17 protein-coding genes and 3 pseudogenes are annotated in these 16,589 nt (G+C 65.9%); 13 read left to right on the top strand and 7 right to left on the bottom strand.

All coding sequences use genetic code 11. From position 1 onward, the window contains the following. Positions 1 to 7 precede the first annotated feature (7 nt). The 5 genes and pseudogenes from GXN78_RS33115 to GXN78_RS33135 form a co-directional block, all read right to left on the bottom strand. Positions 8 to 1,066, bottom strand: a complete 1,059-nt coding sequence (locus tag GXN78_RS33115; protein ID WP_239142991.1) for an IS110 family transposase — start codon at positions 1,064 to 1,066, stop codon at positions 8 to 10. Between the two features lie 112 nt (positions 1,067 to 1,178). Next, positions 1,179 to 1,889 (bottom strand): annotated as a pseudogene (locus GXN78_RS33120) (IS630 family transposase); the annotation flags it as partial. Between the two features lie 165 nt (positions 1,890 to 2,054). Further along, entirely contained in the window at positions 2,055 to 2,177 is a 123-nt protein-coding gene (locus GXN78_RS33125) for a hypothetical protein (protein ID WP_239143061.1), read from the bottom strand. Beyond that, positions 2,175 to 2,390, bottom strand: a pseudogene (locus GXN78_RS41635) (porin); the annotation flags it as partial. The gene GXN78_RS33125 and the pseudogene GXN78_RS41635, both read right to left, overlap by 3 nt. A 29-nt stretch (positions 2,391 to 2,419) precedes the next feature. Continuing rightward, entirely contained in the window at positions 2,420 to 3,058 is a 639-nt protein-coding gene (locus tag GXN78_RS33135) for a MarR family transcriptional regulator (protein ID WP_106561312.1), read from the bottom strand. 161 nt (positions 3,059 to 3,219) lie between these two features. On the opposite strand from GXN78_RS33135, the gene GXN78_RS33140 reads away from it, so the two are divergent. Genes GXN78_RS33140 through GXN78_RS33180 form a run of 9 tightly spaced genes read left to right on the top strand, consistent with a single transcriptional unit; the run spans position 3,220 to position 11,277 of the window. Beyond that, positions 3,220 to 4,245, top strand: coding sequence for an ABC transporter substrate-binding protein (locus tag GXN78_RS33140; RefSeq protein ID WP_106561310.1), 1,026 nt, complete (start codon positions 3,220 to 3,222; stop codon positions 4,243 to 4,245). A gap of 28 nt (positions 4,246 to 4,273) precedes the next feature. Continuing rightward, positions 4,274 to 5,368, top strand: a complete 1,095-nt coding sequence (locus GXN78_RS33145) for an ABC transporter ATP-binding protein (RefSeq protein ID WP_106561309.1) — start codon at positions 4,274 to 4,276, stop codon at positions 5,366 to 5,368. Next, a complete protein-coding gene (locus GXN78_RS33150) occupies positions 5,365 to 6,216 on the top strand; it encodes an ABC transporter permease (protein WP_106561308.1) in 852 nt (283 codons plus the stop codon). Before GXN78_RS33145 ends, GXN78_RS33150 begins: the two co-directional genes overlap by 4 nt. Then, entirely contained in the window at positions 6,213 to 7,004 is a 792-nt protein-coding gene (locus tag GXN78_RS33155) for an ABC transporter permease (RefSeq protein WP_106561307.1), read from the top strand. Before GXN78_RS33150 ends, GXN78_RS33155 begins: the two co-directional genes overlap by 4 nt. 19 nt (positions 7,005 to 7,023) lie before the next feature. Further along, positions 7,024 to 7,848, top strand: coding sequence for a polysaccharide deacetylase (locus GXN78_RS33160; protein WP_106561306.1), 825 nt, complete (start codon positions 7,024 to 7,026; stop codon positions 7,846 to 7,848). After that, positions 7,845 to 8,600, top strand: coding sequence for an SDR family NAD(P)-dependent oxidoreductase (locus GXN78_RS33165; protein ID WP_106561305.1), 756 nt, complete (start codon positions 7,845 to 7,847; stop codon positions 8,598 to 8,600). The genes GXN78_RS33160 and GXN78_RS33165 overlap by 4 nt, the downstream gene beginning before the upstream one ends. Then, the gene (locus GXN78_RS33170) at positions 8,597 to 9,376 is read left to right on the top strand and encodes an SDR family NAD(P)-dependent oxidoreductase (protein ID WP_239142992.1); all 780 of its coding nucleotides are present in this window, start codon (positions 8,597 to 8,599) and stop codon (positions 9,374 to 9,376) included. Before GXN78_RS33165 ends, GXN78_RS33170 begins: the two co-directional genes overlap by 4 nt. Positions 9,377 to 9,393: 17 nt before the next feature. Then, a complete protein-coding gene (locus GXN78_RS33175; RefSeq protein ID WP_106561303.1) occupies positions 9,394 to 10,770 on the top strand; it encodes an amidase family protein in 1,377 nt (458 codons plus the stop codon). Positions 10,771 to 10,779: 9 nt separating this feature from the next. Beyond that, positions 10,780 to 11,277: a hypothetical protein gene (locus GXN78_RS33180; RefSeq protein WP_106561302.1), complete on the top strand. Its 498-nt coding sequence runs from the start codon at positions 10,780 to 10,782 to the stop codon at positions 11,275 to 11,277. 100 nt (positions 11,278 to 11,377) lie between these two features. Here GXN78_RS33180 and GXN78_RS33185 read toward each other — a convergent pair whose 3' ends face one another. Both GXN78_RS33185 and GXN78_RS33190 read right to left on the bottom strand, forming a co-directional pair. Continuing rightward, entirely contained in the window at positions 11,378 to 12,373 is a 996-nt protein-coding gene (locus GXN78_RS33185) for an IS30 family transposase (protein WP_106561524.1), read from the bottom strand. A 66-nt stretch (positions 12,374 to 12,439) separates the two neighbouring features. Further along, positions 12,440 to 12,598: pseudogene (locus tag GXN78_RS33190) on the bottom strand (ISKra4 family transposase); the annotation flags it as partial. A gap of 1,231 nt (positions 12,599 to 13,829) precedes the next feature. Between GXN78_RS33190 and GXN78_RS33195 the strand changes: the two are divergent. Genes GXN78_RS33195 through GXN78_RS33210 form a run of 4 tightly spaced genes read left to right on the top strand, consistent with a single transcriptional unit; the run spans position 13,830 to position 16,154 of the window. Then, complete coding sequence (locus tag GXN78_RS33195; RefSeq protein WP_106560905.1) at positions 13,830 to 14,432, top strand: TetR/AcrR family transcriptional regulator; 603 nt, start codon at positions 13,830 to 13,832, stop codon at positions 14,430 to 14,432. Positions 14,433 to 14,446: 14 nt separating this feature from the next. Next, on the top strand, positions 14,447 to 14,878 hold the full coding sequence (locus GXN78_RS33200; RefSeq protein ID WP_106560904.1) for a nuclear transport factor 2 family protein: 432 nt from the start codon (positions 14,447 to 14,449) through the stop codon (positions 14,876 to 14,878). A gap of 28 nt (positions 14,879 to 14,906) precedes the next feature. Further along, entirely contained in the window at positions 14,907 to 15,365 is a 459-nt protein-coding gene (locus tag GXN78_RS33205) for a hypothetical protein (protein WP_106560903.1), read from the top strand. A gap of 24 nt (positions 15,366 to 15,389) precedes the next feature. Next, on the top strand, positions 15,390 to 16,154 hold the full coding sequence (locus GXN78_RS33210; RefSeq protein WP_106560902.1) for an alpha/beta hydrolase: 765 nt from the start codon (positions 15,390 to 15,392) through the stop codon (positions 16,152 to 16,154). Positions 16,155 to 16,589 lie beyond the last annotated feature (435 nt).

Consider the following 16,589-nt stretch of genomic DNA (forward strand, 5'->3'; position numbering starts at 1 on the left):
GAGTGCTTTATGAAGCCACCATCACGATGCCTACGCGACGCATGCGCTGGCCCCCACCAGCGAAGCGCCGGTTGAACCACTGGGTCAAGGCGCTGTCGGGCTGCCAGCGCAGCCAGCACCAAGCGAGTTCGACCAGCAACGCACGCGCTCGCTTGTTGCCCGCCTTGCTGATGCCTTGCTCGATCTGGCTGTCGCCGCTGGCATACGGCGTGGGTGCCAACCCCAAGCAGCCGGCCAGCTCGCGTCGGTTGGCGAAGCGCCGCCAGCCAAACACCTCCTTGACCAATACCCAGGCGCCCTTGGGTCCGATGGCGCGCAGCTGCGCCAATTGCGCCACCTGTGGCTGTTTGCCATCGGCCAGTTCCTGGCGCCGCTCGGCTTCCATCGCCTTGACCTGAAGCCTGACCAGCGCCAGCCGCGCGCTCTCGCGCTCGATCTCGGCGCGCAACACAGGCGGCACTTGCTCGCCATGGCGCGCCCACCAGGCGGGCCAGTCGCGACCGCCGATGATGACGTGCGGACGCAGGTTATGTAGCACCAGCAGCGAGGCGATGCGATTCACGTGCGAGGTGCGCTCCTGCGTCAGCCGGGCGAGCTCGCGGTGTGTGCGGCGCGCGTCTTCGTCCTCGGGCGTGGGCTCATGCACCACCGACCACACCTGTTCGCCGCGATGATGGCGCAGCAGCATCGCCAACAGCTTGTCGCCATCGAGCCGGTCGGTCTTGGCCCGCCTGGCGTGTCGGTTCACTTCAATGCTGGAGGAGTCGACCACGATGTCGTCGACACCCTGCCCGATTAGCCAGCGGTGCAGCCACCAGCCGTCGCGCCCTGCTTCGTAGCAGGAATGCACCGTGGCCTGCGGCTCGAGCTTGCAGCGCTCCAGGGCCTTGCAGATGCAGTGCGCAACGGCGGCCGTGTCGCCGGCGTCCAAGTTGTACCGGCTCGGGCCCCGGTGGCCATCGCTCGCCGTCACCTTCCAGGATTTGTCGCCGAGCTCGAAGCTCATGTACAACTCGCCCGCGATCGCCGTATCCTTCACTTGTGGGACTGTCTGAGTTGTCGACATTTCCATCTCCTTTTGTCACGAGGTTGAGGAAATCCCGTTTTAGCTAAACGGGTCCCGCTCGGGTAGTCCCACATAGCATCTCCGCGTGCCTGTGCTGCGGCTGGCACATCGTGATGACCGTCCCATCCAGCGTGTTCAAGGCGGCGAACAGGGTGGTCGTGCCGTGGCGCTTGTAATCATGGGTGACGGTGCCGGCGCGGCCTTTCTTCATCGGCAAGCCCGGTTGGGTGCGGTTGAGCGCCTGAATCTGACTCTTTTCATCGCAGCTCAGAACCAGGGCGCGCTCGGGTGGGTTGAGATACAGCCCCACGACGTCCAGCAGCTTGTCCTCGAAGCGCGGGTCCCGCGAGAGCTTGAAGCTGCTTTGCCGATGCGGCTTCAGGCCGTTGCGCTGCCACACGCGGCGAATCGTCGTCGGCCCCACCCCGAGCTGCGCGGCCAGCGTGCGCGTGCTCCAGTGCGTGGCGGCAATGGGCTTGTCGTGAAGCGTCTTGTCCACGATGCTCGACTCCACCTCGGCGGTCACGCTGGGGGTGCGCCCGGGGCGCGGTGCATCGTGCATGAGGGCCTCCACCCCGCCTTCCAGGAAGCGCTGGCGCCACAAGGCGACCTGGCGCCGATCCAGATCAACCTCGACGGCGATGTCCTTGTTCTGCCAGCCCTGGGCGGCGAGCAATACGACCTTGGCCCTTTGCTGCACACGCGCCTCGACGCGGCCTCGCCGCGCCAAGGCCGCCAACTCTCGTTGGGCAACAGCATCCAGTTCGATCCTTGGGGCAATGCGCATGGCTGCGACCTCCATCAAGGTCGGAGTGTGCCGCATCAAATAAGTTCAACTATTTCGAGCGCACTGCAATAGGTTCGTTCCAAGATGTTCTCCTTGCGGGCGGTAGTGCCCGCAAGGAAGATTGCTATGTCCGGCGCGGAAGACCCACAGTTGATTTTTGCTGCGCCAACCAGGGCCATGTCAGCGCCTCCTTCGAGCTGACTACGATGGCTCGTGCATCCGTGCATCAGCAGCGGCCTCAGATATGCACCGCCGCGCCTGCTGATGCCAAGCTGCCTGACTCGGCCGCCAGTGCCGGTCTGCCGCGGAGCCGAGCCAATCCACGGCCAGGCTTGCACCGTTCTTGTTGCGCACACGGGCGACCGTGGTGTACAGGGACAGGGCGGTGCGCTTCGACAGATTGTGTACGCAACTGGGGGCAAGCTTGCTGGCTTTCGGGTCGGGCGTAAATGACGACGGCAGGTTGTAGTCGTTCTTGACTTGCGAGTAGGCCAGGCGGATCAAGCCAGGCCCGACGTGGACCGTGTCGCCGACCAGGCAGCGAGCCGCGTTTCGCGGAGGAAAATTCAGGTGCGCGTCTCGTCCTGCGCATCGCCCGGGTCAGGCCCCAGCTCCGGCGCATTGGCCGTCATCATTTGGCTCAGCAAGCCGGACAGCACATTGCGCTGTGTGGCATCGAACATGCGCAGCAGGTGCAGCTCGGCTGCTGCGTGTCGCGGCATCGCCTCGTCGGCCAGGCGAATGCCTTTCGCCGTGAGCTTGACCAGCACGCCGCGCCGGTCGTCCGGGTCGATCGAGCGCCTGATCCAGCCTTCCTTTTCGAGCCGCTTGAGCAGGTTCGACAACCCGCCGGAGGTGAAGAGCAGCGTGCTCTGCAGGCGCGAAGGCGAAAGCCGATAGGGCGCTCCCGCCACCCGCAGCGTGGCGAGCACCGCGTACTCGTGGTACTTCAGGCCGAAGGGCTCCAGCACGAAGTTGAGCGTGCGCAACACGACTTCCTCGAGCCGTAGGAGGCGCCCGACCACGGCCTTGCCGCTGCTGTCGATGTCGGGCCGCTCGCGCTGCCACTGCCGGATGCCGCGCTCGACCAGGTCGCCGCCAGTCGCGGACGCCTCGTTCGAGCGGCCCAGGTCGGCGGCATTGTCGCGATGCAATGCATCGCCTTGGGGCGGATGCCGGTTCGATGCTTCTTTCTTGTGCGCCATGACGTGCATTCCCTGAAAAAGTGAAGGCCAAGCGCTGCCATTGTGGTGCCGTGCAGCGACGCGGGTTTGCACCCATCTTAAATGCCTTGCATTTATCTTTCACGAAAGATAAAGTGAACTCCAACGCAGCCTTTCGATCCTCTGCTTCACAGGAGCTCACCATGAAACCGATGTTCTCGCGCTGTCTTGTCTCTACCCTCATGGCGGCATTCCTATGCGGCATTGCACAAGCCGAGGAACTGGTGGTCGGCATCTTCGGCGGCTCCTTCGCCGACGACTCGAAGACCTGCCACATTGCCGCCTTCGAGAAGGCGACGGGCGCCAAGGTGTCGCTGAAGCTGGGCAGTTCTTCGCAGTTCGCGGCCGGGATCCGCGCCACCGGCGGCAAGTCCGACTTCGACGTGGTCTACATCGACAACTCGCTGGCGTCGCAACTCAAGAACGAGAAGCTGCTGGAGGCCATCGACAAGTCCAAGCTGTCCAACGCGCCCGACATCTCCCCACGTGCTTTCGACAAGGACGGGCAGTACGTGGTCTTCATGACGGGTGCCACCGTCATCGTCTACGACACCAAGCAGGTCAAGACGCCGCCGACCTCCTGGGCCGACCTGGCCAAGCCGGAATTCGCGGGGCGGCTCGCGATCGGCGACATCAGCGGCACCTCGGGCTCGCAGTTCCTGATGGCGCTCAACCGCATGAAGGGCGGCACGCTCGACAACATGAACCCCGGCTTCGAGGCGATCAAGCCGCTGGCGAAGTCCTCGGTCACGCTGTACACGCAGGCCGACCAGATCGTGTCGCTCTTCGAGCGGCAGGAGATCGCGGCGGCGGTCTGGTACCCCGACCGCGCCGGCTCGGCCATCGACAAGGGCCTGCCCCTGGCCATCGTGTACCCCCAGGAAGGCGCGGTCGGCATCCTGCCGGCGCTGGTGATTCCCAAGGGCGCCAAGTCGCCGGCGCTGGCCCTGAAGTACATCGACCAGGTGCTGTCGAAGGACGGCCAGACCTGCTTTGCCGAGCGCAAGTACGCCGGGCCGGTCAACACCCAGGTCAAGCTCAGCGACAAGGCCGCGAAGATCGTTCCCTACAAGGAGAGCTTCGACAAGCTGTGGCTGCCCGATCCCGAGGCGGTGGCGAAGTCGCTGCCCGAGTGGACCAAGCGCTGGCAGCGCGAAGTCGCCCGCTGAGCCCCGCTCATCCACGCGGGGCCCTGACATGCCAGCACTCACGCTCGATCGCCTGGAGAAGCGCTACCCCGGCGGGCATACCGCCGCGTCGTCAGTGTCCCTGTCCGTCAAGGACGGCGAGTTCATCTCGCTGCTGGGCCCCTCGGGGTGCGGCAAGACGACCGTGCTGCGCATGGTGGCGGGGCTGATCCAGCCGACCAGCGGCCGCATCCTCATCGACGAGCGCGACGTGACGCAGCTACCGGCCAACAAGCGTCGCATCGGGCTGGTGTTCCAGTCCTATGCGCTGTTCCCGCACATGAGCGTGTTCGAGAACGTCGCCTTCGGCCTGCGCCGCCAGGGCGTGGAGGGCGGCGAGCTGAAACGGCGCGTCGAGCAGGCGCTGGCCAGCGTGCGCTTGTCCGCCTACGGCGAGCGCCTGCCGCGCCAGCTCTCCGGCGGCCAGCAGCAGCGCGTCGCGGTGGCGCGCTCGATCGCGCCACGGCCCAGCATCCTGCTGTTCGACGAGCCGCTGTCCAACCTCGATGCGTCGCTGCGCGACGAGATGCAGATCGAGCTCAAGCGCTTGCAGCGGGAGGTCGGCATCACCACGCTGTTCGTGACGCACGACCAGGGTGAGGCGATGTCCATGTCCGACCGTGTCTGCGTGCTGGCCCATGGCGTGGTGCAGCAGTTCGCAACCCCGGAGGAGATCTACCATCGGCCGGCCACCGGCTTCGTCGCCAGCTTCATCGGGCGGCCGAACCGCCTGCGCGGGCGTTTGGTGCGGCCGGCCGGCGCGCCGCCTGCGGTGCAGATCGACGGCGGCGGCCCGACGCTCGCCCTCGCGGCGGTCGATGGCATCGCCGATGGCGCGGCCGTGGATGTCGTGGTGCGCCAGGAGGACATCCGCTTCCTCGGTGCGGGGGAGGATGCAGGCTTCGCCCTCGACGGGCGCGTGGCGCTGCGTTCCTTCGTCGGATCGCGCGTGCAGTACGTGCTCGGCTTCGGCGGCATCGAACTCATCGCCGAGGCGCCGACCAACGGCGGCTTTGCCGGGCTGGGCGCGGGCGCGCCGGTGCGTGTGGCCATCGAGCCGCAGCATGTGTACGTCAACGCGGCGCAGGGGCCGGGCGCGGCATGAACCCGAGGACGCTCCCGGGCCTCCTGCTGGCCTCGCCGCTGCTGCTCGTGCTGCTTCTCGTCTTCGCCGCGCCGGTGCTGCTGATGGTGCCGCTGAGCCTGCACGAGTACGTGGCGGGCACGGGCATCTCCAGCAACTGGACGCTGGCCAACTACACCAGCATCGTCACCGACGAGTACTACCGCGAGGTGGTGCTGCGCACGCTGGTGCTCGGCTTCGGCGTCACGGCGATCTGCCTGCTGCTGGGCTACCCGCTCGCCTACTACATCGCCAGCGCGGGCCCGGCGATGCGCCTGGCGCTCACCATGCTCGTCATCTTCCCGATGCTGCTGAACCTGGTGGTGCGTTCCTTCGGCTGGATCGCGCTGCTGGCCAACCGCGGCCTCGTCAACAACCTGCTGGTGGACCTCGGGCTGATCGAGCGCCCGATCCGGATGATGTTCAACCTCTTCGGCCTGCTGGTCGGCATGTCGCACATCTTCCTGCCCTTCATGGTGCTGATGCTGGTGCCGGCGATCCAGGCCATCCCGAAGGACGTCCAGGCCGCGGCCTACACGCTGTCGGCGAGCAGGCCGCGGGTCTTCTGGTCGATCACGCTGCCCATGAGCGCGCCGGGCATCCTGTCCGGCTCCATCCTCGTCTTCGTGCTCAGCATCAGCGCCCTGGTCACGCCGCGCATGCTGGGCGGGCCAACCTACAAGGTCATGGCCACGCTGATCTACGACGATTTCCTGCAGACGCTGGACTGGCCCGCCGGTGCGGCGATGTCCTTCGCGCTGACGGCGCTGACCCTGCTGGTGATCGGCCTTTCGAGCCGGGTGCTCAAGCGGTGGGGAGGCGCGGCATGAGCGAAGAGCGTGCGCCGGGGTGGTGGCTGGCGGCCACCGCCATCGGCGTGGTCGTCTTCCTGCAGATCCCCGTGCTGGTGGTCGTGCTCGCGGCCTTCAGCAAGACGGCCTACCTCACGATTCCGCCCAAGGGGCTGACGCTGCACTGGTTCGAGGTGGTGCTGCGCGACCCCGAATACCTGAGTGCCGCCTGGACCAGCCTCTGGCTCGCCGCCGGCTCGACCGCGGCCTCGCTGGTGCTGGGGCTGATTGCGGCCTATGCGATCCACCGGCGCATGCTGCCGGGTGCCGCGGCGCTCGGTTCGCTGTTCATGGCGCCCCTGATCCTGCCCTCGGTGGTGCTGGGCGTCGCGCTGCTTCAGTACTACACGCTGACCGGGCTGCGCGGCAACTCCTTCGGCCTCTGGCTGGCCCATGTGGTCATCACCGTGCCCTACGTGGTGCGCGCGAGCCTGGGCAGCCTCTCCTCGGTGGACGAGGCGCTGGAGGACGCGGCCCGCGTGCTCGGCGCCGACGGCTCTACCGCCTTCCGGTTGGTCACGCTGCCGCTGGTCAAGCCCGGCCTGGTCGCCGGCGGCCTGTTCGCCTTCATCACCTCGCTGGACAACGTGCCGGTGTCCGTCTTCCTGCTCTCGGCCAGCCAGACCACGCTGCCGGTGAAGATCTTCACCTCGGTGGAGCAAGGCGTAGACCCCAGCGTCGCGGCGGTCTCGACGCTGCTGATCGTCGCCACCGGCATCGCGCTGCTGCTGGCCGAGCGCTGGACCGGCTTCCACAAACACGTCTGATTTCGCCAAGGAGATCTCCATGCCCACCACGAGCCGTGGCTTCCCGCTGATGCTGACCTTCGACCTGGATGCCGAGACGATGTGGACCGGGCGCGACCCCGCCAATGCCGCGCGTCCGATCCTGATGTCGCAAGGCGCCTACGGATGGAAGGTGGGCATGCCGCGCGTGCTGGCGCTGCTGGCGCGCTACGGCATCCAGTCCACCTTTTTCATCCCTGGCGAGGTGGCCGAGAAGCATCCGGAACTGGTGCGCGAGGTCGTCGATCAGGGGCACGAAGTTGCCCACCACAGCTACAGCCACCGCTGGATCGTCACCCTGAAGCCCGAGGAGGAGCGCGAGGAGATGGAGAAGGGCATGGAAGTCCTCACCCGGCTCGCCGGCAGCCGCCCGCGCGGCTGGCGCTCGCCCGCGGCGGAGTTCAGCGCCATCACGCTGGATTTGATCCAGGAATACGGCTTCGACTATTCGTCCAACTTCTTTGACGACGACTCGCCCTACCTGCTGGAGATCGGCGGCCGGCGCACCGACATCGTCGAGCTGCCCTTCCGCTGGGTGCTGGACGACGCGCCCTTCTTCCAGTATTCGATCGTGCTGCCGGGACGGACGCTGCAGGCGCCCTCGGCCGTTCTCGAGGCCTGGAAGAGCGAGTTCGACGTGCTCTACGCCGAGGACCGCATGATGATGGTCGGCATGCATCCGCAGATCATCGGCCAGCCCTCGCGCATCAAGGTGCTCGAAGGCCTGATCGAGCATGCGCTCGCGCATTCCGATGTGTGGATCGACCGCTGCGACCGCATCAGCGACGACATGCGCCCGCGTCTGAAGGCCGCGGCGGCGTCATGAGCGAGTTGCATGATCGCCGCTTCCTGGTGACCGGCGCTGCCAGCGGCATCGGCCTGGCGGTGGCGCGGCTGGCGGTGGCGCGCGGCGCGCGGGTCGGGCTGCTGGACCGCGATGAGATGGCGCTGGGCCGGGCGTGCGAGGCCCTGGGCGAGGCGGCGGTGGCCGTGGTGTGCGATGTCGCCGATGCGGCGGCGGTCCGGCAGGCGGTCGATGGCGTGGCCGGCTGGGCGGGCGGCCTCGATGCGGTGGTGAATTCAGCCGGCGTCGATGCACTCGTCCCTCTCGAGGCCATGAGCGATGCGCAATGGGCCGGCGCCCTTGCGGTCAACCTCACCGGGCCGATGCTGGTGTGCCGCGCTGCGATGCCGCATCTGCGCAGCGCCGGCGGCGGCAGCATCGTGAACGTGGCCTCGGCCGCCGGGCTCAGCCCGCTGCGCCATCGCAGCGCCTACTGCGCGACCAAGGCCGGCGTGATCATGTTCGGCAAGGCCCTGGCCATCGAGGCCGCAGCCGACGGCGTCCGGGTGAACGCGGTGTGTCCCGGTGCGATCGACACGCCGCTGTTCCGCAGCAGCTACGAGCACAGCGACAACCCGGAACACGAGCTCGAGGCCATCCGGCAGCGCTATGCGCTGCGGCGAGTGGCTGCGCCCGAGGAAGTGGCCGAGGCGGTGCTGTACCTCTGCGGCCCGGGCGCCAGCTACATCACCGGGGTCGCGCTCGCCGTCGACGGTGGGCGCAGCTTTCATTGAACACGAAGCACGAGGGGGTCAACATGGGATTCGATGACCGGGTGGCCGTGGTGACCGGAGGCGGACAGGGGATCGGTGCCGCCGCGGTGCTGGACCTCCTCGCGCATGGCGCGCGCGTGGCGGTGCTGGACCTTGATGTGGCCGCGCTCTTGCAACAACTGTCCGCGATGGGCCATGCAGGATCGTGCTGCCTCTGCGTGACCGGCGACTGCACCGATGCCGCCGTGGTCTCGGCCTTCTTCGATCGGGTGGAGGCCGAGCTCGGGCCGGTCGACATCCTCTTCAACAACGTGGGGCAGAGCGCGCGCGAGCGCGGCGGACCCTTTGCCGAATCGGAAGAAGCCGTCTGGCGCTTCGTGCTGGAGGTGTCGCTGCTGACCGCCATGCGCGCCTCCCGGCGCGTGGCGCCTGGCATGAAGGCGCGTGGCTACGGCCGTATCGTCAACATGAGCTCGGATGCGGCCTTCGCCGGCGACGTGGGCCTGGCCGACTATGCCGCGGCCAAGATGGGTGTGCTCGGCTTCACCCGCTCGCTGGCACGCGAGCTGGCGCCGCATGGCGTGACCGTCAACGCGGTGTGCCCCGGCGCCATCCGCACGCGCGCCCACGATCGGCTCAAGCCCGAGGTGCTGGCGCAGATCGTGGCGGGCACGCCGGCAGGCTTCATCGGTGCCCCCGAGGACGTCGCTGCCGCCGTGCGCTTCCTGGCGAGCGACGAGGCCCGCTTCATCACCGGCCAGACGCTGCTGATCGACGGCGGCCGCTGGATGCTATAGACCCCGGAGGACGAACCATGGACTTGATGGACCACAGCGCGCGCGAACTGGCATCGCTCATCCGGCGCAAGCAGGTTTCGCCGGTGGAGGCCGTGCAGGCGGCGCTCGACCGCATCGGGGCGCGCCGCGAGCTCAATGCCTTCATCACCGTCACCGCCGAGCAGGCAATGACAGCCGCGCGCCAGGCGGAAGCCGAGGTAATGGCCGGCGGCACGCTGCCGCCGCTGCATGGCGTGCCTTACTCGGCCAAGGACCTGATCCTGACGGCCGGCGTACGCACCACCATGGGCTCCGCGATCTACGAGGACTTCGTGCCCAAGGAAGATGCCGTGGCGGTGGCGCGGGCCAAGGCGGCAGGCGCGATCCTGATCGGCAAGACCACCACGCCCGAGTTCGGCCACAAACAGGTACCGACCGCGCCGCTCTTCGGGCGCACGCTGAGTCCCATCGACCCGAGGTACACGCCCGGCGCGTCGAGCAGCGGTGCGGCTGTGGCCGTCGCGGCCGGCATGGGGCCGCTCGCCTTGGGCACCGACGGCGGCGGGTCGATCCGCATCCCGGCCTCCTGCTGCGGCATCGTGGGCCTGAAGCCGACGCTGGGCGTGGTGCCGCACCTGCAGGCGCCGGACCTCTATTCGGCGAACTCCTTCACCGGCCCGATGGCGCGCGACGTGGAGGACGCTCGCTTGCTGTTCGAGGTGATCCGGGGCTTCGACACGCGCGATCCCTGGGGACAGGCGGGGCCCGCGCCGCTGCGCCCAGGCCCCGTCACGCTTCGTGGCCTGAAAGTGGCCTGGCTACCGAGTGCGGGCAACCCAGTCGATCCCGAGGTGGAGGCCGCCACCACCGCCGCCGTCCGGCGCATGGAGGGCGAAGGCGCGATCGTCGAGACTGTGCAGCTGGACTTCGTCTCGCTCGAGAGGCATTTCCTGGTGGTGCTGCAGTCGATGCTGGCGGTGCGGGTCGGCAACAACCTGGAGCGCTTCGGGCAGCGCCTCGATGCCACGCTGATCGAGGCAGTCGAGAAGGGCAGGCGGCACAGCGCCGTGGCACTGCACGAGGCCACGTTCGCCAAGACGCGTTGCTTCGGCGCGCTGCAGTCGCTGTTCGAGCGCTTCGACGTGCTGGTCTCGCCCACCGTGTCGGCGCCGCCACTACCCATAGGCATGGACGTCAGCGGCGAGATCGAGATTGCTGGCCGGCCCGCGGGCACGATCCGAGGCGCCTGGTATCCGTACACCTACCCGATGAATCTGACGGGCCACCCCGCGCTTTCGATGCCCTGCGGCAAGAGCGCGCTCGGCCTGCCCATCGGGCTCCAACTCGCGGGCCGCTGGTACGACGACAAGTATTTGCTGGCGATCGCGCGGCTCGTGGAGCAGGCGCTCGGCTGAAGTTCTCCCTTGAAGGATCTCGGCATCGACTTCGTCAGGCTCGTCGTGGTGAACAGGCGGTCACGATCCACGCAGCGCTGCCCGTCGGCCACCGTGACCGGCCGTAGCCGCGTCACGCGGATCGTGGACGACTTTCAGCAGCGTGCAGCGGGCCGGGGACGTGTCTTCGAAGACGTCGAATTGGCGATCGCGAAGCACGCGCGTCGCGCGGCTTTCTTCTACAAGTGGCTGACCGAGAAGCGGCTGGACGTCCCGGATCGGACCGGCGGGACCTACGTCGAACTCATGGAACTGGTGCAGATCGATCACACTCAGTCGGACCTGGTTGTCGTGGACGAGCGTTGGCGCAAGCCCATCGGCCGGCCTTGGATCACGCTGGCCATCGACATTGCCAGCCGGTGCGTCGTCGGCGTCTACATCGCCATGGAACGCCCTAGCGCTGCGACCGTGGCTTTGCTCCTCACCCGCGTCGCACTCCCGAAAGCTCCCTGGCTCGCCAGCTGTTGAGGGAAGCCGTTAAACGCGCCGGGAGGTCAGTTGCCAAGGCCAGGACACCCGTTGCACGACAATCCAAGGGCGGTTTCAAGTCCGAAGCGCAACACCGGGGTCAATGAACTGAAGTTGATGGCTTATGAGAGCTGGCCAGCGTTTGTGCGAACACCTCCAGCGGTGTGCGCCAGTTGTGCGTAGCACGCGGCCTGGTGTTCAGACTATCGGCGATGGCGTCGAGCTCTTGCTGCGTGTACACCGACAGGTCGGTACCCTTGGGCAGGTACTGACGCAGCAGCCCGTTGGTGTTCTCGCAGGTGCCGCGCTGCCAGGGGCTGTGCGGGTCGCAGAAGTAGACCCGCACGCCGGTGTTGGCCGCCAGCTCGGCGTGACGCGCCATCTCCTTGCCCTGGTCGTAGGTCAGGCTTTGGCGCAGGGGCGCGGCGATTGCATTGAGCTTGACCGTGAAGCCGGCCAGCGCCGCGGCGGCGGTGGCATCCTCCATGCGCGCGAGCAGCACCAGACGGCTGCTGCGCTCGACGAGAACGCCCACCGAGGACTTGTTGCCTGTGCCCTTGATGAAGTCACCTTCCCAGTGTCCGGGCATGACCCGATCGTCGATCTCGGGCGGGCGCACATGAATGCTGACCATGTCCGGGATCTGGCCGCGCCGATCCGTGCCGCGGCTGCGCGGCAAGCGCGTACTGCGGCCCTGACGCAGGCAGGCGATGAGCTGACGGCGCAACTCGCCACGCGGTTGCGCGTAGATGGCCGTGTAGATCGTCTCGTGAGAGACGTGGCGCTGAGGTTCGTCGGGGTACACACGCCTGAGCGTAGCGGCAATCTGCTGGGGCGACCACTTCCAGCTCAGCAAGGTCAGCACGACGCCCCAGGTAACGCTGCTCACATCGAGCTTGACCATCGGCCTGGCGGTGCGGCGGCGTCGCGCCTGCAGAGCCGTGGCGGTGTCGCTCGCGTAGCCGAGCTCAGCGCAGCTGTTGCGCCGCAGTTCGCGACTGACCGTGGAGGCCGGCCGCGCGAGCACGCGGGCGATCGCCCGCGTGCTCGCGCCCTGCAACTTCATGCTCGCGATCGTCATTCGTTCCTCAGGCATCAGCTGCCTGTACGTTGCTCGTCTTTCTTCCACTACAGCACCTTACATGGAGTGAGGTGTTGCACTTCAGATTTGAGGCCGCCAAGGAAATTGCTTTTGAGCAAGAGCCTCGAGCTCGTTGTTTAAGAGCGCCACTCGAACCTGGACTATGGCGTGAGCCCCGAGACGACTCCAGCGCATGTGCTGGCTCTTGCACATTCGGCGACCCACTATGCGATTTATGGAGGCGCCGGGAGACCGGCAAGGAGTAAAGGGTGCAAGTCCCTGACAACAAAGATGTAGCGAATCATGTTGTCCCCGAGTCATGCGCGGCGCATCGCGAGATGCGGCGTGAAGCGTTGACAGGGGTACGCACAGGCCAGCCATTGAGCCACGATAGATGCTTATTCTGGGTGCCGACGCTGTTCCATAGGCGGAAGGCAACACGGACGAGTGCGTTTCACGCAAGCGCTCGCCTGACCCGGCGCGGTCGTAGAACCTGGCATATGTGCACGCTCCTTGTACGGGAACCGGGAGATCTCGGGTTTGACCAGCCGCCGTATTGGGCTGGCCCGCATCGGGAAGGCGAGGAGCCGTAGCCGAGAGCTGTTTCAGCTGCCCAACCAGAACGGCACGTCCGCTCTCGTCGTTGTTCACCCGAAGCGCAGCAACGGGGGGCTGGCCAGAGGCCGCGCAAGGCAACTGCGCCACGTCCAACTAGGCTTTGCACACGTCGATGCCGATAAAGATTCCTGCTTCCAATGAGCCAGCGCCCTTCCTTGTGTTCGATGCGGTCTCGTGGACCTCACAACCGTTCGGGCTGCCTATTCGCGGCGAGCCGAGAGCGGCCGGCACGACCCTCGCTCTCCCTCGGCATGGCAATGAATGTCTACCCTGCCTGGGCTCATCGGCCTGTGCCGGCCAGGTGCTACTTTGCTACATACAAGGGCTTTGGCTGGGCGGCGATACAGCAGGGCGACCGAGGTCGCGCGTAAGTTCCTGCGCCGGCTCGGGCTCGTGTCGTTCTGCAAGACCAGTGGGCGGCAAAGGCCCGCACGTGGTGGTGCCAGTTCGCAGCAGCACGACTGGGATACCTCGAAGGATTCGTGAGGCGTTGTGCAGCACTGGCCAGGACCTGCGGATCGTGATGACGTGGCCATCCAATCGAGCGGCGATCGGTCCATCAGATTCGATTTGCGGTAAAGAGGAAGTTCACGCTCCGAAGTCCACGGTCGAGGATGGGCCCATATGGCATTTCGGTCCTTCGGCAGCTGACATTCGAAGGCCTTCGACGCCGGATGGCGCCGACTGCTGCTTCCGCAGGTACCAGCAGTTCGTGGCGCGCCGACGCCGCATGCAGATGGATGTGGATGGGGTGGGGCAAAGCGCTCACGCGCCTTACCTCATAGGGACGGGTAAACCCCAATCTCATTCTTAAGACGACTGGTCATACTAAGAACCATCGAAAGGCCAACACATGCCAAGAAAGAAAAGTAATCCCGCGGAAAACGAGACGAAGCGCAAGCTGCTAGTTGCCGGCTTGGCCGAGTTCCACGCCCATGGCTTCCACGGCACTGGCGTGGACCAGGTTGCCAAGAGCGCCAACGTCCCAAAGGGCTCGTTCTACAACCATTTCGAAAGCAAACACGCTTTTGGTGCGGAGGTGGTGGACTGCTATTTCGAGAGGCATCTGGTCAAGCTCAGGCATTTCCTCCTGGATCTAGAAGTGGCGCCACTTCAGCGTCTGGAGAACTATTTCGACGAACGCGTTGCGTTCTTCGCCGAGCGCGGCTGCCGCAACGGGTGCCTGATGGGGAACCTAAGCCTGGAGCTCGCGGACACCGAGGAGCGGGTTCGCGAACGGCTGGCGGATCGTTTTGCCGAATGGTCGTTGATGTTCCGCGAGTGCCTCGCGCAAGCACAGGACGCGGGACAGATCAACGCTCAAGCTGACATCGACTCTCTTGCGGACTTCGTCCTCAACAGCTGGGAGGGCGCAATCCTGCGGATGAAGGTGGAGCGATCCACCGCGCCGCTGGAAACTGCACGCCGGCTGATCTTCACCTCCATCCTCCGCTAAACGAAAGGACTGCCATGTCCGGGAATAACCAAGCCATTGTCGAGGCGTGTCGCCTCGCCTACACCGGGTTCGAGAACAACCGACGCGAGCCCCTGCTCGAGTTTCTGGCACCAGACGTGACCTTCGAGTTTCCAAAGTCGCTGCCATATGGCGGCACTTACCGCGGGCTTGCGGAGTTCAAGGCGTTTTGGGATGACCTGTACGAGAACTACTACGAATTTTTCAACTACGACGCGCACGACGTCCTTGACTGCGGCTCGCATATCGTCGTGCCCGTGGTTGCTCGCGCCAGGGCGAAGAACGGCAAGACGATGGAGAACGAACACTGCTTCCTCTTCCGCGTCGAGGGGGGAAAGATCGTCTACGGCCGCATCTATGCTGACACCGCCAAAGGACGCGACGTCCTGCAGGGATTGCAGATGCATCCGTCCCGCGCCTCGGCCTAGTCTCAACACCCAAACCTGGAGCCATCCTATGCCCATGATCGAACTTTCGTTCTCCGCAGGCGCGCTGCCGGAGCCGAACCTGAAGGCCCTGCTGCATCGTGCGACCAAGGTGCTGATGTGGTGGGAGAAGATTCCTGACACCGAAGCTGCGCGCCACGTGGCATGGACGTTTGCTCAGGAATTTCCGGAAGGGCGACTCAACATTGGGGGCATGGGGCCAGGAAAGCCGCGCTATCGCTACACCGTTTCGACCATCGAAGGTTTGATGGACGACCGTGCCAAACAGGGCGTGATGCGCGACCTTGTTCGTATCACGCTGGAAGCCGAAGGGGTGCCGCACGATCACGAAAACGCCGCGAGGGTGTGGTGTCTGTTCAACGACGTACCGCGGTCCAACTGGGGGATTGGTGGCGTTCCGTTCGCGCCCTCCGGATACCTTAGCTGCCTGAGTGAGATCCAGACCGGTGCTGACAAGCCGGTTCGGTAACTGACCACACAAAAGGAGACATTCATGCTCGGCTATACCTCGATCGGCCAAGGTCCGATTCGCATCCTCGCTGCACACACCTGGCTTTGCGATCACCAGACGTACGCACCGATGATGCCTTTCGTCGACCCGGACAAGTTCACTGTGGTTCTCCCCGACTTTCGCGGGTATGGCAAGTCGCGCGACCAGAAGGGCGAGTTCACGGTTCGTGAGATGGGTAGCGATCTGCTGGAGTTAGCCGAGCAACTCGACTGGCGCGAGTTCCACTTGGTGGGAAACTCTATGGGAGGGCAGGCAGCCCAGTGGGCTGTTTTCCAGAAGGCAGCCTTCGAAAAAGTGCGTAGCCTGACCCTCCTTTGCAGCGTCCCGGCGCAGGGCTTTCCTCTGGACGAACAGGGCGCTGCCTTCTTTGGCTCGGCAGCCGACGACGTAGAAGTGCGTGGCCAGTGCGCGGCGGCCGTGACCAGCGGAAGGCTCGGGGCGGGTTTCGCCCGCCACGTTGCCAAGCTGTCGCTTGGGACCGCAACCACGGACGCGATTCGCCGGTATCTGAACGCTTGGACGCAGGAAGACGTGAGTGCTGAGGCGCGCGACTTCAAGGGCGTGGTGAATGTGTTCGTGGGCGCACATGATCCCGTGCTCACGGAAGCTGTGATGCGTGAGAAGGTTCTGCCGCTGTTTCCCCAAGCGACCTTGGCGACGATCGAGGGTGCGGGTCACTATCCCGCGCTTGAGGCCCCCGCTCGGACCGCAGAGCTGATCTGCGCGGGCGCGAGCCAAGCGCAGTAACAACTGCACGCCCTGCCGACAACGGACCGCCCAAAGGCGGGCCCGCCGGGCAGTGCTTTCTTCGAGTTTCTTCAGCCTGAAAGTGTGCCGCCATGAACACATGCATCGTGCCCAAGCCGGGCGCGGCGGGCGGAGCTTTGTCTAAAGCCGCCTGCTCGTTGTACCCCAGCCCGTCCATGCTCGTGGACGAAAGTCTGACCCTTCACCGCGCATTCGAGTTGGCAGGCGTTCCCATGGCCACGGATGGGACGCTGGAAGTCCATGCGATCGAGCCCTTCAGCAGGGCTGAGCCGGCGCCGGCGAAGGCGGGAGAAACCTCCACGTCTGCGCTCCGTGTGCGCCGTCTCGGTATCCGCGGCAACGGTCCTATCGATTGGGCAGCGGAGGTCACAGTTGACCTCGCTGCTTGGATGCTCTCTTCGCCTCCTCCGCGCG

It is taken from the genome of Variovorax sp. WS11, from assembly GCF_010499245.1.
Taxonomy (GTDB): domain Bacteria; phylum Pseudomonadota; class Gammaproteobacteria; order Burkholderiales; family Burkholderiaceae_C; genus Variovorax.